This window comes from Pseudarthrobacter sp. B4EP4b (genome assembly GCF_006680095.1).
GTDB lineage: Bacteria > Actinomycetota > Actinomycetes > Actinomycetales > Micrococcaceae > Arthrobacter.
The window spans coordinates 21,401-36,448 of sequence record NZ_VHIJ01000012.1; the positions used below are offsets into that span (position 1 = coordinate 21,401).

11 protein-coding genes are annotated in these 15,048 nt (G+C 65.9%); 5 read left to right on the top strand and 6 right to left on the bottom strand.

All coding sequences use genetic code 11. The features are described from left to right. Window positions 1-104 precede the first annotated feature (104 nt). From FNL14_RS04775 to FNL14_RS04790, 4 genes are all read right to left on the bottom strand, one after another. Complete coding sequence (locus FNL14_RS04775; RefSeq protein ID WP_142058079.1) at window positions 105-455, bottom strand: hypothetical protein; 351 nt, start codon at window positions 453-455, stop codon at window positions 105-107. 116 nt (window positions 456-571) lie between these two features. Next, complete coding sequence (sucB, locus tag FNL14_RS04780) at window positions 572-2,320, bottom strand: 2-oxoglutarate dehydrogenase, E2 component, dihydrolipoamide succinyltransferase (protein ID WP_142058081.1); 1,749 nt, start codon at window positions 2,318-2,320, stop codon at window positions 572-574. Between the two features lie 117 nt (window positions 2,321-2,437). Then, a complete protein-coding gene (gene lpdA / locus FNL14_RS04785) occupies window positions 2,438-3,820 on the bottom strand; it encodes a dihydrolipoyl dehydrogenase (RefSeq protein WP_142058083.1) in 1,383 nt (460 codons plus the stop codon). Window positions 3,821-4,082: 262 nt separating this feature from the next. Next, the gene (locus tag FNL14_RS04790) at window positions 4,083-5,609 is read right to left on the bottom strand and encodes a leucyl aminopeptidase (protein ID WP_142058085.1); all 1,527 of its coding nucleotides are present in this window, start codon (window positions 5,607-5,609) and stop codon (window positions 4,083-4,085) included. Window positions 5,610-5,869: 260 nt separating this feature from the next. Here FNL14_RS04790 and FNL14_RS04795 point away from each other — a divergent pair, with 260 nt between their 5' ends. The 4 genes from FNL14_RS04795 (at window position 5,870) to FNL14_RS04810 (ending at window position 11,214) form a co-directional block, all read left to right on the top strand. After that, window positions 5,870-6,808: a proteasome assembly chaperone family protein gene (locus FNL14_RS04795; protein WP_091420047.1), complete on the top strand. Its 939-nt coding sequence runs from the start codon at window positions 5,870-5,872 to the stop codon at window positions 6,806-6,808. Window positions 6,809-6,900: 92 nt separating this feature from the next. After that, complete coding sequence (locus FNL14_RS04800) at window positions 6,901-8,247, top strand: nitrate/nitrite transporter (protein WP_142058087.1); 1,347 nt, start codon at window positions 6,901-6,903, stop codon at window positions 8,245-8,247. A 112-nt stretch (window positions 8,248-8,359) separates the two neighbouring features. After that, window positions 8,360-9,628, top strand: coding sequence for a DUF4192 domain-containing protein (locus FNL14_RS04805; RefSeq protein WP_142058089.1), 1,269 nt, complete (start codon window positions 8,360-8,362; stop codon window positions 9,626-9,628). Window positions 9,629-9,900: 272 nt separating this feature from the next. Then, entirely contained in the window at window positions 9,901-11,214 is a 1,314-nt protein-coding gene (locus FNL14_RS04810) for an RNA polymerase sigma factor (RefSeq protein WP_142058091.1), read from the top strand. 162 nt (window positions 11,215-11,376) lie between these two features. Here FNL14_RS04810 and FNL14_RS04815 read toward each other — a convergent pair whose 3' ends face one another. Next, window positions 11,377-11,598 (bottom strand): hypothetical protein, encoded by a 222-nt coding sequence (locus FNL14_RS04815; RefSeq protein WP_142058093.1) that lies wholly within the window; start codon window positions 11,596-11,598, stop codon window positions 11,377-11,379. Between the two features lie 255 nt (window positions 11,599-11,853). Here FNL14_RS04815 and FNL14_RS04820 point away from each other — a divergent pair, with 255 nt between their 5' ends. Further along, window positions 11,854-13,962, top strand: coding sequence for a type IIA DNA topoisomerase subunit B (locus tag FNL14_RS04820; RefSeq protein ID WP_142058095.1), 2,109 nt, complete (start codon window positions 11,854-11,856; stop codon window positions 13,960-13,962). Window positions 13,963-14,043: 81 nt separating this feature from the next. On the opposite strand, the gene FNL14_RS04825 is transcribed toward FNL14_RS04820, so the two are convergent. Continuing rightward, a complete protein-coding gene (locus tag FNL14_RS04825; protein WP_142058097.1) occupies window positions 14,044-15,048 on the bottom strand; it encodes a M56 family metallopeptidase in 1,005 nt (334 codons plus the stop codon).

Consider the following 15,048-nt stretch of genomic DNA (forward strand, 5'->3'; position numbering starts at 1 on the left):
ACGGGTTGTCCGCTGTCAGAGGATTGTGACCATGGCGTTAAAACGCCGACGGCGACGCCCCCGCAGAAGGGAGCGTCGCCGTCGTACGGTGCAGATAAAATTGCCTACTGCCAGATGGTGGCAATGGCTACGTTCAGCAGCGCCAAACCGCCCACAGCGTGCGCCAGGCCCATGCTGACGGGCTCGTTGTTCTTGTACTTGCGGCGGCCGATGAAGGCCACCACGCCAACCGCAAGGGCGATGGCGAACTTGATGCCCAGCTTGGCGTAGTTGGCGTCCATGTCCAGGGCCGGGATCAGGCCCATCAGGGCGATGCCGGTGAGCAGCTGGAGCATGGCGCCGTCGAACTGGCGGGGGTGGACGGTGGGATTTTTCATCTGGCCGATCCAGATGCCCACGATCATGGCGGCGCCGACGATGTGCAGGAAAACCACAATGTTATAGACGATGTTCATGGGACCAGTGTAGCCAGAGGTTCTACAGCTTGTAGTAGTTAAACGCCGACGGCGGTGCAGGCGTTGCGCTGGTTTCCCACCGCTGCCTGCACCGCCGTGCGTGCGTTGTTGGCCTGTTACAGCCCCAGGTCCGCTTCGAAGGCGCCCTCTTCCAGGCGTGCCTTCAGGGTCTGGAGGAACCGGCCGGCGTCCGCGCCGTCCACCAGGCGGTGATCATACGTCAGCGACAGGTACATCATGGAGCGGATGGCGATCGAGTCGTCACCGTTTTCATCCGAAACAACCACGGCGCGCTTGACGATGGCGCCGGTGCCCAGGATGCCCACCTGCGGCTGGTTGATGATCGGGGTGTCGAAGAGGGCCCCGACCGAACCGATGTTGGTGATGCTGAAGGTGCCGCCGGACAGCTCGTCCGGGCCGATCTTGCCGTCGCGGGTGCGGCTGGCAACGTCGGCGATCTTGCCCGCCAGGCCGGCGAGGTTCAGGTTGCCGGCGTCGGAAATGACCGGAACCAGCAGGCCCTTGTCCGTGTCCACGGCAATCGCGAGGTGCTCGGCGTTGTGGTAGGTGATTTCCTGCTTGGCCTCGTCGTAGGCAGCGTTGAGCTTGGGGTGCTGCTTGAGGGCCTCGGCGACGGCCTTGGCGATGAACGGCAGGAAGGTCAGCTTGACGCCGTTCTGCGCCTGGAACGAGTTCTTGGCGCGGGCACGGAGCTTGGCCACCTTGGTCATGTCCACCTCGTGGACCTGGGTCAGCTGGGTGGAGATCTCCAGGGATTCGCGCATGCGGCGGGCGATGACCTGGCGGATGCGCGGTGCCTTCTGCGTGGTGCCGCGCAGCGAGGAAACTGCGGCGTTGGAGGCTGCGGGAGCAGACGCGGCCGGTGCTGCTGCCGGCGCTGCGGCCGGTGCGGCCTTGGCCTCGGCGGCGGCGATGACGTCCTGCTTGCGGATGCGTCCACCCACGCCGGTGCCGGAGAGTGAGGCGATGTCCACGCCGTGCTGGTTCGCCAGCTTGCGGACCAGGGGAGTGACGTAACCGGACTCGGATCCGCCGTTTGAGGGTGCAGCCTCGGCTGCGGCAGGTGCTGCTGCCGGAGCGGGTGCCGCGGCCGGTGCGGGAGCGGCCTGCGGGGCAGGTGCTTCAGCCTTCGGCGCTTCAGCCTTGGGGGCTTCCTGTGCCGGCGCTTCCTGTGCCGGGGCGGGTGCGGCCGGCGCTTCGGCGGGGGCAGCAGCTGCACCGGAGCCGATGACGGCCAGGACGGAACCGACCTCTGCGGTTTCGTCTTCGTTGACCCGGATTTCCTGCAGGGTGCCGGCAACGGGGGACGGGATCTCGGTGTCCACCTTGTCGGTGGAAACTTCCAGGAGCGGCTCATCCACCTCAACGGAGTCGCCCACGGCCTTCAGCCAGCGGGTGACGGTGCCTTCGGTGACGCTTTCGCCCAGGGCAGGGAGGGTGACCTCGTGGCCTTCGCCGCCGCCGGCTGCCGGAGCTGCCGGTGCTTCCTGGGCGGGCGCAGACTGTGCAGGTGCTTCCTGGGCGGGGGCTTCTTCAGCCGGAGCGGCAGCGGGAGCTTCCTGCGCAGGAGCTTCTTCGGCCGGTGCAGCGGGGGCGCCGCCACCGGAGCCGTCGCCGATCCGGACCAGGGGAGCGCCTACCTCGGCGGTCTCGTCCTCGGCAACCAGGATTTCCTCAATCACGCCAGCTACAGGAGAGGGGATTTCAGTGTCTACTTTGTCGGTGGAGACTTCGAGCAGCGGCTCGTCCACCTCTACCCGGTCACCTACCTGCTTGAGCCAGCGGGTGACGGTTCCTTCGGTGACGCTCTCACCGAGGGCGGGCAAGTTAACGGATTCAGACATGTCGTCCCCGTTCTCCTTATTGATCTTTAGTGCGGATGATTGCTGCCTTGTTGGCCAGCCTAGTGCACCCGGCATTTCGTGCCGGGTGCACCAGGCCCTTTGGTGCTTGGGGGGAGACTAGCCGTGAAGGGGCTTGCCCGCGAGTGCCAGGTGGGCTTCGCCCAGGGACTCGTTCTGGGTGGGGTGGGCGTGCACCAGCTGCGCCACATCCTCGGGGTACGCTTCCCAGTTCACGATCAGCTGGGCTTCGCCCACCTGCTCGCCCATGCGGGCGCCGATCATGTGGACGCCCACCACGGGGCCGTCCTTCTGGCGGACCAGCTTGACCAGTCCGGAGGTGCCCAGGATGGAGCTCTTGCCGTTGCCGGCGAGGTTGTATTCCTGGGTCTGGACCTGGTCGTCGCCGAACTTTTCCTTGGCTGCCTTTTCGGTGTAGCCCACGGTGGCGATTTCGGGATCGGAGTAGGTGACCTTGGGGATGTTGATGTCCTCGACGATCACCGGCTTGAGGCCGGCGATTTCCTCGGCCACGAAGATGCCCTGCTGGTAGCCGCGGTGCGCCAGCTGCACGCCGGGGACTATGTCGCCGACCGCGTAGATGTTGCCGACGCCGGTGTGCAGGCGCTCGTTGGTGATGACGAAGCCGCGGTCGATGGTGATACCGGCTTCCTCGTAGCCCAGGTTGGCGGTGACGGGGCCACGGCCGACGGCGACGAGCAGGAGGTCCGCTTCGAAGGTCTTGCCGTCCACGAGGGTGACCTTCACGCCGTCGTTGTTCTGCTCAACGCCCTGGAAGAAGACTCCGGTGGAGAACTTGATGCCGCGCTTCTTGAAGGCACGTTCGAAGTTCTTGACGATGGTGGCGTCCTCGTTCGGGACCAGCGAGGGCAGGCCCTCCACGATGGTGACGTCCACGCCGAAGGACTTCCAGACGGAAGCGAACTCGACACCGATCACGCCGCCGCCGAGGATGATGGCGCTCTTGGGGATGGAGTCCATGGTCAGGGCCTGGTCCGAGGTGATGACCTTGCCGCCGATTTCCAGGCCCGGAAGGGTGCGGGAGTAGGAACCGGTGGCCAAAACGATGTTCTTGCCCTTGTAGGCGGTGCCGTTCACCACAACGGTGTCGGTGCCCTGGAGCTTGCCCTCACCTTCGATGACGGTGATGCCCTTGGACTTGATCAGGCCCTGGAGGCCCTTGTACTTGCCGGCGATGATGCCGTCCTTGTACGCGTTGACGGCGGTGATGTCGATGCCGTCCAGGGTGACGTTCACGCCGTACTTGGCGGAATCACGGGCGTGGTCGGCGAGCTCTGCCGAATGCAGCAGCGCCTTGGTGGGGATGCAGCCGTTGTGGAGGCAGGTGCCGCCCAGCTTTGCCTTCTCCACGAGGCCGACGGTCAGGCCAAGCTGTACGGCCCGCAGGGCGGCGGCGTATCCACCGCTGCCTCCACCGAGTACCAGGATGTCGAATTCTTGCGCAGTTGCCTGATCGGCCACTTAAACGCTCCCTCGCGTGAACGATGACGCGTTCTTCCGCGCATCATCTGGTCTTGGAACTTGCACTGCCGTGATTATGTCAGCGTGCCTGTTCTCTTGCATTTGTGACTACCGTGGTTCACCTTAGCGAACCACTTATCCATGCTCCACCTTGGCGCCGCGTTTGTGGAGCGCTTGTGTCGAGTGTCACGCGGCCCTGCGGCGCAGGGAACATCCCGTGCCGCAGGGCGCGCAGTTACCGGGCTACGGCTGCCCGTTGGCCTCAGGCGGCTGCTGCCAGGATGTCCTCTACATAGGCCACCAGGGTCCGGACCGTGCAGCCCGTTCCCTGCTTGTGGGTGTAGCCGTAGGGGCTTCCGTTGTTGAAGGAAGGCCCGGCGATGTCGATGTGGGCCCAGGGGATCTGTTCCCCGTCCTTGCCCTTACCCACGAATTCGCGCAGGAAAACGGCCGCCGTCATCATGCCGCCGTGGCGTTCGCCGATGTTGGCCAGGTCGGCCACCTGCGAATCGAGGCTGGGGCGCAGTTCCTCCGGCAGCGGCATGGGCCAGACCAGTTCGCCCGCACGGTCCGCCGCGGTCTTCAGGGCACCCGTGACGCTCTCCGACCCCATCACGCCGGCGGTGCGGTTGCCCAGGGCGATCAGCTGCGCGCCGGTGAGCGTGGCGACGTCGATGATGGCGTCCGGGTATTCGCGGCTGGCGGCCACGATGCCGTCTGCCATCACCAGGCGGCCCTCGGCGTCGGTGTTCAGGACCTCAACCGTTTTGCCACCGAACATGGTGAGGACGTCCGCCGGGCGGGACGCCGCCCCGGAGGGCATGTTTTCGGCGATGCAGAGCCATGCGGTCGCCTTCACCGGCAGGCCCAGTCCCGCCAGGGCCAGGACAGTATTAAGGACGACGGCGGCGCCGGCCATATCGCTTTTCATGTCGCCCATGCCGAGGGCCGGCTTGATGGAGATGCCGCCGGTGTCAAACGTGATGCCTTTGCCAACGAGGGCGATCTTCGAGGTTGCCTTGGCAGGGGAGTATTCCACCTTGACCAGCCGGGGCTGGCGGGCTGAGCCCTTGCCCACGCCCATGATGCCGCCGAAGCCTTCCTTTTCCAGCCGCTTCTCATCCCAGACGGTGACTTTGACGGGCAGGCCTTTGGCCAGGTCCTTTGCGGCCTCGGCGAACGTCTCCGGGTAGAGGTGGCTCGGCGGCTGGTTGACCAGTGACCGGGTGGCGTTAACGGCCTTGCCGAGCAGGCCGGCACGCTTCAGTGCTGCGTTGACGCCGTCGTTGCCGGCCAGGTCCGTGAAGATGACAGCATTTTTGACCGGATCCTTCAGCCCGTCCGTGGAGGACCGGAATTCGGTGAAGGAATAGGCGCCCAGGGCGGCACCTTCGGCGACTGCCGCCACGTCGGCGACGGACGCCGTCGGAAGGGCCAGGACAACCGTGGCGAGGCCGGAAAGCTGGCGGACGGCGGAGCCGGCAGCGCGGCGGAGCGCTTCTTCCGTCAGCGGCTTTCCGGCCGCCACGCTGCCGGTGCCGGCGAGGACCAGGATTCCGGCTCCCGTTTCCGGAAGGCCGGGAAGGCGGACAATCTGGTCTGCGGCGCCCGTGACGCCCAGCGACTTGAGGGACTCCGCCAGGGCCTCGGCACTCTTGGCCGTCAGCGGGTTGTCCAGGAGCACCGGACCGTCAGTGCCCTTCCCCACACCGATGACCACTGCGTCACTGGGGCTCTTCTTCAGGTCCCTGGTGAGGGTACTAAGGTTGATTTCAGTATTCTTGACCACAGGGATCAGTCCTCAATTCTCGCGAGATGTTCGAAGCAGGGGTGCATGTTCGGCGCTCTGCCATGGATGCCCGGATTGCCGTCGTTCGGGACGCAGCCCGGGTGTCTGCAAGCCCGTCTGGCAGGCCAGTTCCGATCGTAGCCCGTCCCCGCCTGAGCAGGTGAATTTCCTGAGATGTGCGCCACACCAGCCGCAGGAATGCGGGGCTGTCCCGGGGCGTTGTAGAGGATGTCCACCCGCACCCATGAAAGGAACACGCCGTGCTTGAACGGATCTCCGGCTCCCTGCTGGACCCCGACGCGCTTTATGCAAGCAACATTGAGCTGTTCCACAGCCCGGAGCTCAAGGGGCTGAATCTGGTGATGGGCTTCACCGGATTCGCCGACGCCGGGCAGGTGGTGAAGCAGATCAATGCCGAGCTGCTGGACTCGCTCGACGCCCAGCCCGTTGCCGTCTTCGACGCCGACCAGCTGATCGATTACCGCTCGCGCAGGCCGCACCTGACCTTTGTCGAGGACCACCTGCAGGACTACCAGGAACCCCGGCTCGCCCTCTACCGGCTCGTGGACGGCCTGGGCAGCCCCTTCCTGCTGCTGGCCGGCTTCGAACCGGACCTGCAGTGGGAGCGTTTTGCCCGCGCAGTGGTGGGCATCGTGGAGAAACTCGACGTCAACCTGGTCACCTGGATCCACTCAATCCCCATGCCCGTTCCGCACACCCGCCCCGTGGGCGTCACGGTGCACGGCAACCGGCCGGAGCTCATCGAGGGCATCTCGGTGTGGAAGCCCACCGTGGAAGTGCCCGCGGCAGTGGGGCACATCCTTGAACTCCGCCTCGTGGAGGCAGGCCGCAACGTTGCCGGCTACGTCATCCACGTGCCGCACTACCTGGCCGAGGCCGAATATCCCACGGCCGCCGTGGCCGGCCTGGAGTACCTGGGTGCCGCCACCTCCCTGATGCTTCCCTCGGACCGGCTCCGCGAAGCCGGCCGTGAGGTCAGCCGCCAGATCGCCGAGCAGATCGACGCCTCCGAGGAAGTCCAGCAGGTGGTGTCCCGGCTTGAGTCCCGGTATGACGAAAAGGCCGAAGGTACCGTCCGGCGATCCCTCCTGGCGGATGAAAATGACGAGCTGCCCAACGCCGATGTCCTCGGCGCCGCTGTGGAGGCCTATCTCGCCCGTGAGAATCCCGGCCAGTAGACGCGCCTGTGTGGTGAACCCTTTCCGCGCCCGGGCCGCCGTCGAAAGCCCTGCTGCCGGGGCGCGGACGGGTGTCCGGGCATAATGAAGAGGTGACTGCACCCCGAGCCTGGCTGATCTGGACCATTGGAATCTTCGGGTACCTGGTGGCCGTTTGCCAGCGCACCTCCTTCGGGGTGGTGGGGCTGGAAGCGACGGAACGCTTTCACGCCAGCGCCTCCGCAATCTCGTTCTTCACCGTCCTCCAGCTCCTTGTCTACGCCGGGCTCCAGATCCCGGTGGGGCTGCTGGTGGACCGCTTCGGCTCCCGGGCCATGATCGCCGGCGGTGCCGTGCTGATGGGCCTCGGCCAGCTTCAGCTGGCCTTCGCCGACAGCATCCCCGGCGGCGTGGCCGGCCGGGTCCTCGTGGGCGCCGGCGACGCCATGACCTTTATCTCGGTGATCCGCCTGATTCCGCTCTGGTTCGCTCCCGCCCGCGTGCCGCTGGTCACCCAGCTGACCGGGATGTCCGGGCAGCTGGGACAGCTGTTCAGTGTCCTCCCGTTCGCGTTCGTGCTGCACTCTGCCGGCTGGACCCCGGCGTTCCTGATGCTGGCCGGGATGTCCGGACTCGCCGTCGTCCTGGTGGTTCTGCTCCTGCAGGATGTGCCGCCCGGTACCGCCCGGCCGCAGGGGCAGCAGGGCTTGAAAGCCACCGGTGCCTCGCTGGCCCGCGCGTGGCGCCAGCCGGGGACGCGGCTGGGCCTGTGGAGCCACTTCACCATCCAGTTCAGCGGCACCGTTTTTGCGATGACGTGGGGCTACCCCTTCCTGATTTCCGGACAGGGCCTGGACGCCGGAACCGTTGCCGCCCTGATGGCGCTGTACGTGGCGGCCGCTATGGCGGTAGGTCCTTTCATCGGGCGCTTTGTGTCCCGCCATCCCCTGCGGCGTTCCACCATGGTCCTCCTGATTGCCGCCGCGACTGCCGGGGCGTGGGCCGCTGTCCTGCTGACGCCGGGGCGTTCGCCGTTGTGGCTCCTGGCCGGCCTGGTCATGGTGCTTGCCATCGGCGGCCCGGGCTCGATGATCGGCTTCGACTTTGCGCGGACGTTCAACCCGGCCCACCGGATCGGGACGGCCACCGGCATTGTTAACGTGGGGGGCTTCATCGCCGCGCTTGTTGCCATCTTCCTCATCGGCCTGGTGCTGGACGTGCTGTACGCCAGCGGCTTCTCCAACGGAGAGCTGTACGGGCTGGCTCCGTTCCGGATTGCCCTGAGTGTCCAGTTCGTGCTGCTTGGCTTCGGCGTTGTGGCCATGCTCGTCTGCCGGCGGAAGGTCCGGCGGCAGATGGCGGCGCAGGGCGTTGTGGTACCGCCCCTCCGCAGTGCCCTGGCCCGCCAGCGCCGGGAAAACCTGGCCCGGCGCAGCAAGGCAGCGGCTTCGGACGACTAGTCCCGCACAGGCCCGGTTTTCGCCTCGTCCGCCGGGGGGGGCGGCGGACTCGTTATCCACATAGCCGTGCCTGGTCCTTCTGAGGCTTCCGCCGCAGGCGAAAGCTGGAACCATGACATCTCCAGAGCGCCTCACAGTCCGCGGCCCCGAAGACATCCTGGGCTTCATTCCGCACTCGTTGGGATACTGGCCGGCCAACAGCCTGGTGGCCATGACGCTGCAGGGCAAGAGGCTGGGTGCAACCCTCCGGCTGGATCTTCCCGGGCCGGCGGTGCTGGCCGATCCGGCACCCTTCGCCGAAACGGTAGCCGGGTACCTGGCGGCAGACGAGCACGCCGACGGCACCCTGCTGGCTCTTTTCACCAACAACGGCTGGCTGTCCGGGCCGGGATGCTATGACGGGCTGCTGTTCAGCCTTGAAGCGGCGCTGGCCGGAGCCCGCATGCCCGTCAAGGAGGCCTGGTATGTGGGGGACCGCTACTGGCGGGACGCCTGGTGCACGGACCCGGCCTGCTGCCCGCTGCCGGGCCGGCCCCTGGAACAGATCCGGGACAGCCTGCTCAACACGGAAATGGTGTTCCGCGGAAGCAGTGTGGGGCCGCCTCCGGAGGAACGGCAGGCCCGCACTGTCCCCAGCCTGTACCGTGCAGCTGTCCTGGAGGCCGAGGCTTCCTGGTCGGCCCGCCTGGACTGCCAGCGGCAGAGCCGGGCGCAGTTTGACGTTGTGCTGGGCCTCTGGACCGGGTTGCTCGCAGGCCCGCGGGAGGAATTAGGCCAACCGCTGGTGGACCGGGACGCCTTCCTGCGGGCTTCGCTCCTGGTGCCTGCCTGGCGCGACGCTGTCCTGGTGATGGCGGCGGCCGGACAGGCGGCTGCCGCAGCCGGAGCCGAGGAGTTCGGGAATTTCGACGAGGAGCAGGGACCTGAGCCCGTGGTCTTTACGGGCGTTGTTCCATTGGAGACCGGTCTAGCGGAGACCGAGCCGGCCGGAGCTCCATCATCAACCGGGGGACCCCCGGCCCCCGAGACCCTGCTAAAGACCGGACAACACCAGGGGACTCCCGGTTACGGTGATGTCCTCATGGGGCATGAGCCGCCTGTCCCGCAGTGGCTGACCATGGACGCGCTGGATCTGGTTTTGGGGCAGTTGGCCCTCCTGGGCGGGGCGCCGGCCGCGGCCGCATTAACGGGGAGAGGCTGGATTGCGTGGTGCCGCGGGCGCGGCTCGTACTCCGCTGCGTATTACGAGGAAGCCCTGGAGATCGACCCCGGCTACCGTCTGGCGGAACTGCTGCTGGAGCTGGTGCGCCGCGGTACTTTGTGCGGGTGGGCAGCCCGGAAGGAGGCAGCCTGGCAGAAATTCGGTCCGGACGCCGCCTGAAGCCCAGCGCTCCGGTCCTTGTTGGCCAGGCCGCGGGACCGTGGGGAGGTCCTATTCGGGGAAACGTGAGACAATGGTTGCCGAGACCCGGTTGGGTCCGTGTATCAAGTGCCTGTAACTGGTCCTTTCGGGGAACATTACAGCCGCTCCGGCAGTTCTATTTATAGACTCTGCCGGCCGTGGTGGCGCTTGGTTTCCACCACGGACTTGACAGGGTCATAGTGGTGTTGCCCGTATGGTGATTCCACAGACCACCGCTAGAAAGGTTTTCTGTGACCCCGTCTTCCACGAAGAAGGACCCCGCCGCCCAGGACGAACTGTCCGCTGAGCAGAAGCAGGCTGCGACAAACGCCAAGCGGGCCGCCACTCGGGCAGCCAACAAGGCTTCTGCCGGTGAAGCTGGTGCGGACGGCAAGCGTGAGCCCAAAAAGCGCGGCCCCAAGCCCGGCGCGAAGGCCGCCGCCGAGGCAGCCGGCAAATCGGCGTCTGACGCCGACGATGACGTAGAAGAAGTTGAGGAAGACCTCGACGACATCATCCTCGAAGGCCCCGACGTTGTTGAAGAGGACGCCGAAGCCGATCCCGTGAAGGGTGCTGCCGGATCGGGCAAGGGCTTCGTCTACTCTGATGCTGATGACGACGACGCACCTGTCCAGCAGGTCATGTCAGCCGGCGCCACCGCCGACCCCGTCAAGGACTACCTGAAGCAGATCGGTAAGGTTGCGCTGCTCAACGCCGAGCAGGAAGTGGACCTTGCGCTCCGGATCGAAGCCGGTCTGTTTGCCGAAGAGAAGATCAACGCGGACGACGGGTCCATGGACCCCAAGTACAAGCGTGAGCTTGAGTTCATCATCCACGACGGCAAGCGCGCCAAGAACCACCTGCTCGAGGCCAACCTGCGCCTGGTGGTCTCGCTGGCCAAGCGCTACACCGGCCGCGGCATGCTGTTCCTTGACCTGATCCAGGAAGGCAACCTGGGCCTCATCCGCGCTGTGGAGAAGTTCGATTACACCAAGGGCTTCAAGTTCTCCACCTACGCCACCTGGTGGATCCGCCAGGCGATCACCCGCGCCATGGCGGACCAGGCCCGCACCATCCGTATTCCGGTGCACATGGTTGAAGTCATCAACAAGCTGGCCCGTGTCCAGCGCCAGATGCTGCAGGACCTTGGCCGTGAACCCACGCCTGAAGAGCTGGCCCTCGAACTGGACATGACGCCCGAAAAGGTGGTCGAAGTCCAGAAGTACGGCCGCGAGCCCATTTCGCTGCACACGCCCCTGGGCGAGGACGGCGATTCCGAGTTCGGCGACCTCATCGAGGACTCCGAGGCTGTTGTCCCGGCCGATGCCGTGAGCTTCACCCTCCTGCAGGAACAGCTCCACTCCGTCCTGGACACCCTGTCCGAGCGCGAGGCCGGGGTTGTTGCGATGCGGTTCGGCCTCACCGACGGACAGCCGAAGACTTTAGACGAAATCGGCAAGGTCTACGGCGTCACGCGTGAGCGGATCCGCCAGATCGAATCCAAGACCATGTCCAAGCTGCGCCACCCCTCGCGGTCGCAGGTCCTGCGGGACTACCTGGACTAGGACCAGCAAGTCAGCGATAGCGGCCCGCCGGCTGCCGTGCCCCTCCCGGGGTGCAGCAGCCGGCGGGCCGCTTTGTTGAGCACCAGGCACCGCTGGGAGCGGCTGAGGTTAAAACGAAGAGGGACCCCACCTTCCGGTGGGGTCCCAACTGCTTCGGGTGTGCTAGTCGATTTCTACGGCAGCCTTCTCGTGCAGCTTGCCCGTCTCATCGTGCCAGTCGGAGCTCAACGGCTTGAGCGTTGCCTCAACTGCACGGGCGTGGTGGCCGCAGAACAGCAGCTCACCGCCGGAGGACTCGAGTACAACCCGCACATATGCCTGGGCTCCGCAACGGTCGCACCGGTCGAGTGCGTCGAGTGTGCGGTCTGCCACTGCTGTTGTCATGTCGGCCTCCTTAGTAGATCAGTACGTCTATATAACCAGTATTCGTAACAAAACCATCGCAAGGATGGGGCAAGTTCGCTGTCCGCGTATCCGCAAGAGTGCGTCAAGATCTGCACAGTCCCGTTCAAGAAGCGCTAAGTGGCGCGGGGCACAGGCCCCGCCAGGTGTGGCAGTCGGTGGTGCACGGCCCGGCCGACTACCCTAGGAAGAGCGAATCCCAGCCCGCTGTTCCATCCTTGAAGGAGTTCACCACCGGTGACACCAAGTTCTGATTACACTGCCCGGCACCTGTCTGTCCTGGAGGGCCTCGAAGCCGTCCGCAAGCGCCCCGGCATGTACATCGGTTCCACCGACTCCCGCGGGTTGATGCACTGCCTCTGGGAAATCATCGACAACTCCGTTGACGAGGCTTTGGCCGGGTTCGGCCACGACATCAAGATCATCCTCCACGCCGACAACTCCGTGGAAATCCACGACGACGGCCGCGGCATCCCCATCGACAAGGAACCAAAAACCGGGCTGACCGGCGTCGAAGTGGTCTTCACCAAACTCCACGCCGGCGGAAAGTTCGGCGGCGGCTCCTACACCGCCTCAGGCGGCCTGCACGGTGTGGGCGCGTCCGTGGTCAACGCCTTGTCCTCACGCCTCGACGTCGAAGTGGACCGCGGCGGCAAAACCTACAAGATGTCCTTCCGCCGGGGCGAACCCGGCCGCTTCAAGGACGTCGGATCCAAGGTCGACCCGGCCGCACCCTTCACCCCGTTTGTGGACGATTCCGTCCTGGACGTGGTGGGCAAGGCCAAGCGCGGCGTCACCGGCACCAGGATCCGGTACTGGGCTGACCGGCAGATCTTCACCCCGGACGCAAAGTTCTCCTACGACGAACTCGCCGCCCGGGCCCGGCAGACGTCCTTCCTGGTGCCCGGCCTCAAGCTCACCGTGCGCGATGAGCGGAAGGTCCCGGGAACCCCCGGCGAAGCCGGCCCGCACGAGGAGGTCTTCCACCACGACGGCGGCATCTCCGAATTCGTCGAGTTCCTGGCTGCCGATCCCGCGGTCACCGACGTCTGGCGGCTGCACGGCTCGGGCAAGTTCAAAGAGACCGTTCCCGTGCTGGACGAACGCGGGCACAGCCAGCTCGCCGAGGTGGAACGCGACTGTGAAGTCGATGTGGCCCTGCGCTGGGGAATCGGCTACGACAGCAGCGTCCGGAGCTTCGTCAACATCATCTCCACCCCCAAAGGTGGAACGCACCAGTCCGGCTTTGAGCAGGCCCTGGTCAAGACCTTCCGCAAAGCCGTGGAAACCAACGCCCGCAAACTCAAAGCCGGCAACGACAAAATCGAAAAGGACGACATCTTCGCCGGCCTCACCGCCGTCCTGACCGTGCGCCTGGCCGAACCCCAGTTCGAAGGCCAGACCAAGGAAATCCTGGGCACCTCCGCCGTGCGCGCCATCGTGGCCAAGGTGGTGGAGCGCGAAATCACCGCGAAGATCAACTCCGCCAACAAAAACGACAAGTCCCAGTCGGCCCTGCTCCTGGAAAAAATTGTCAGCGAGATGAAGTCCCGCATCTCGGCCCGGGTGCACAAGGAAACCCAACGGCGCAAGAACGCGCTGGAAACGTCCTCAATGCCCACCAAGCTTGCCGACTGCCGCACAGACGACGTCGACCGTTCCGAACTGTTCATCGTGGAAGGCGACTCGGCGCTGGGAACCGCCAAGCTGGCCCGGTCCTCGGACTTCCAGGCGCTGCTGCCCATCCGCGGCAAGATCCTCAACGTCCAGAAGGCGTCCGTGGGGGACATGCTCTCCAACGCCGAGTGCGCCGCCCTCATCCAGGTGGTGGGTGCCGGCTCCGGCCGCAGCTTTGACATCAGTGCCGCCCGCTACGGCAAGGTCATTCTCATGACGGACGCGGACGTGGACGGCGCGCACATCCGCACCCTGCTCCTGACGCTTTTCTTCCGCTACATGCGCCCCATGATCGAAGAGGGCCGCGTCTTCGCCGCCGTCCCGCCGCTGCATCGCGTGGAGGTCATCAATGCCGGCCAGAAGGCCAACGAGATGATCTACACCTACTCGGAGGCGGAGCTGCACGTGCTCCTGGCCCGGCTGGCCCAGGAGGGCAAGCGCTACAAGGAGCCCATCCAGCGCTACAAGGGCCTGGGCGAGATGGACGCCGAGCAGCTCGCCGAGACCACCATGGATCCGCGGCACCGCACGCTGCGGAAGGTGGGGATCGAGAACGCCAAGCAGGCGGAGGAAATCTTTGACCTGCTGATGGGCTCGGACGTCTCGCCGCGCAAGGACTTTATCATCGCGGGCGCCTCCAGCCTGGACCGGGAGCGCATCGACGCCTGACCTTTTTCACCGGTGGTTGAGCTTGTCGAAACCCGGGTTTCGACAAGCTCAACCACCGGCATAGCGTACGACGGCGGGGACTCAGCCGAACAGGCCGGGCACCATCAGCAGGGCTGTGGGCAGCGCCAGCAGGAGTACGCAGCCGGCCAGGACCAGGCTGCGGACCGGGGCCGGCAGTTGCGGCTGGGGGGAGAGCAGCCGGCTGACCCGGGAGGCCGTGGTGCGGGCTGAGTCCGCGCCGGCGGCCGCTGCCGGGTCGAGCCCGGCCAATGACAATCCGGACGCGGCGAGCCCGGCCGGGGCAGGCTGGATTTCTGCTTCGCCCGGCGTCCTGGCGGATCCGCTGGCAACGATGGCAATGGCCTTGATGAGCGTGGCTTTGCTTTCGGTTTTGAGCGCGACGTCGTCGGCCAGCATTTCGATCAGGGAGTTCACGGACTCCTGCGCAAGCCGGGTGGTGGGAAGCCAGGGGAGCGCCTGCCGCCAGGCGGCGAACGCCCACAGGAGCAGGTGGTGCCGCTGGCTCAGGTGCGCGTTTTCGTGGATCAGCACGGCGCGCAGTTCGGCCGGCTCAAGGGCGGCCATCAGGCCGTCGGACAGCACGGTTACCGAGCGTGCCCCGCCGGGAAGGCAGTAGGCCACGGGCGAATCGTGGCTGATGACCAGCGTTCCGGCCCCTTCGGCGGACGGGGAGGCCAGGAGCGCGAGAAGCTCCCGGTGCCGCCGCCGCTGCCGCTCGATCTTGTAGTAGGTCAGCAGCAGGGTGAAGACGAGATGGGCGGTCAGCAGCGCGGCGGCGGACAGCGCGAAGATATGCCAGAAGCCCAGGTCCGTGGTGGGGGCGTTGAAGAGCACCATGCCTGCAAGGGCCCGAAGGCCGGCGATCAGGTTGTCACCGACAGGCTCCAGCCCGTACACCAGCATGGCGCCGATCATGGACAGGCCACCGGCAAGTGCGATGGCCTGCCAGAGCACCATGGCCGTAAAAGGAGACCGCCCGGGCCACTGTGCACGCGAGAGGAGGATAGGCACCGGCCACGCCAGGACTATCGCAAGGACCGCCAGCAGGTATGAGGCCCAGAACAT

Excerpts from the sequence above, each read along its gene's own strand:
- FNL14_RS04775 (WP_142058079.1), bottom strand. The coding sequence starts at position 455 with ATGAACATCGTCTATAACATTGTGGTTTTCCTGCACATCGTCGGCGCC.
- sucB (WP_142058081.1), bottom strand. The coding sequence starts at position 2,320 with ATGTCTGAATCCGTTAACTTGCCCGCCCTCGGTGAGAGCGTCACCGAA.
- FNL14_RS04805 (WP_142058089.1), top strand. The coding sequence starts at position 8,360 with ATGACATCTCCAGAGCGCCTCACAGTCCGCGGCCCCGAAGACATCCTG.
- FNL14_RS04815 (WP_142058093.1), bottom strand. The coding sequence starts at position 11,598 with ATGACAACAGCAGTGGCAGACCGCACACTCGACGCACTCGACCGGTGC.
- FNL14_RS04825 (WP_142058097.1), bottom strand. The coding sequence starts at position 15,048 with ATGTTCTGGGCCTCATACCTGCTGGCGGTCCTTGCGATAGTCCTGGCG.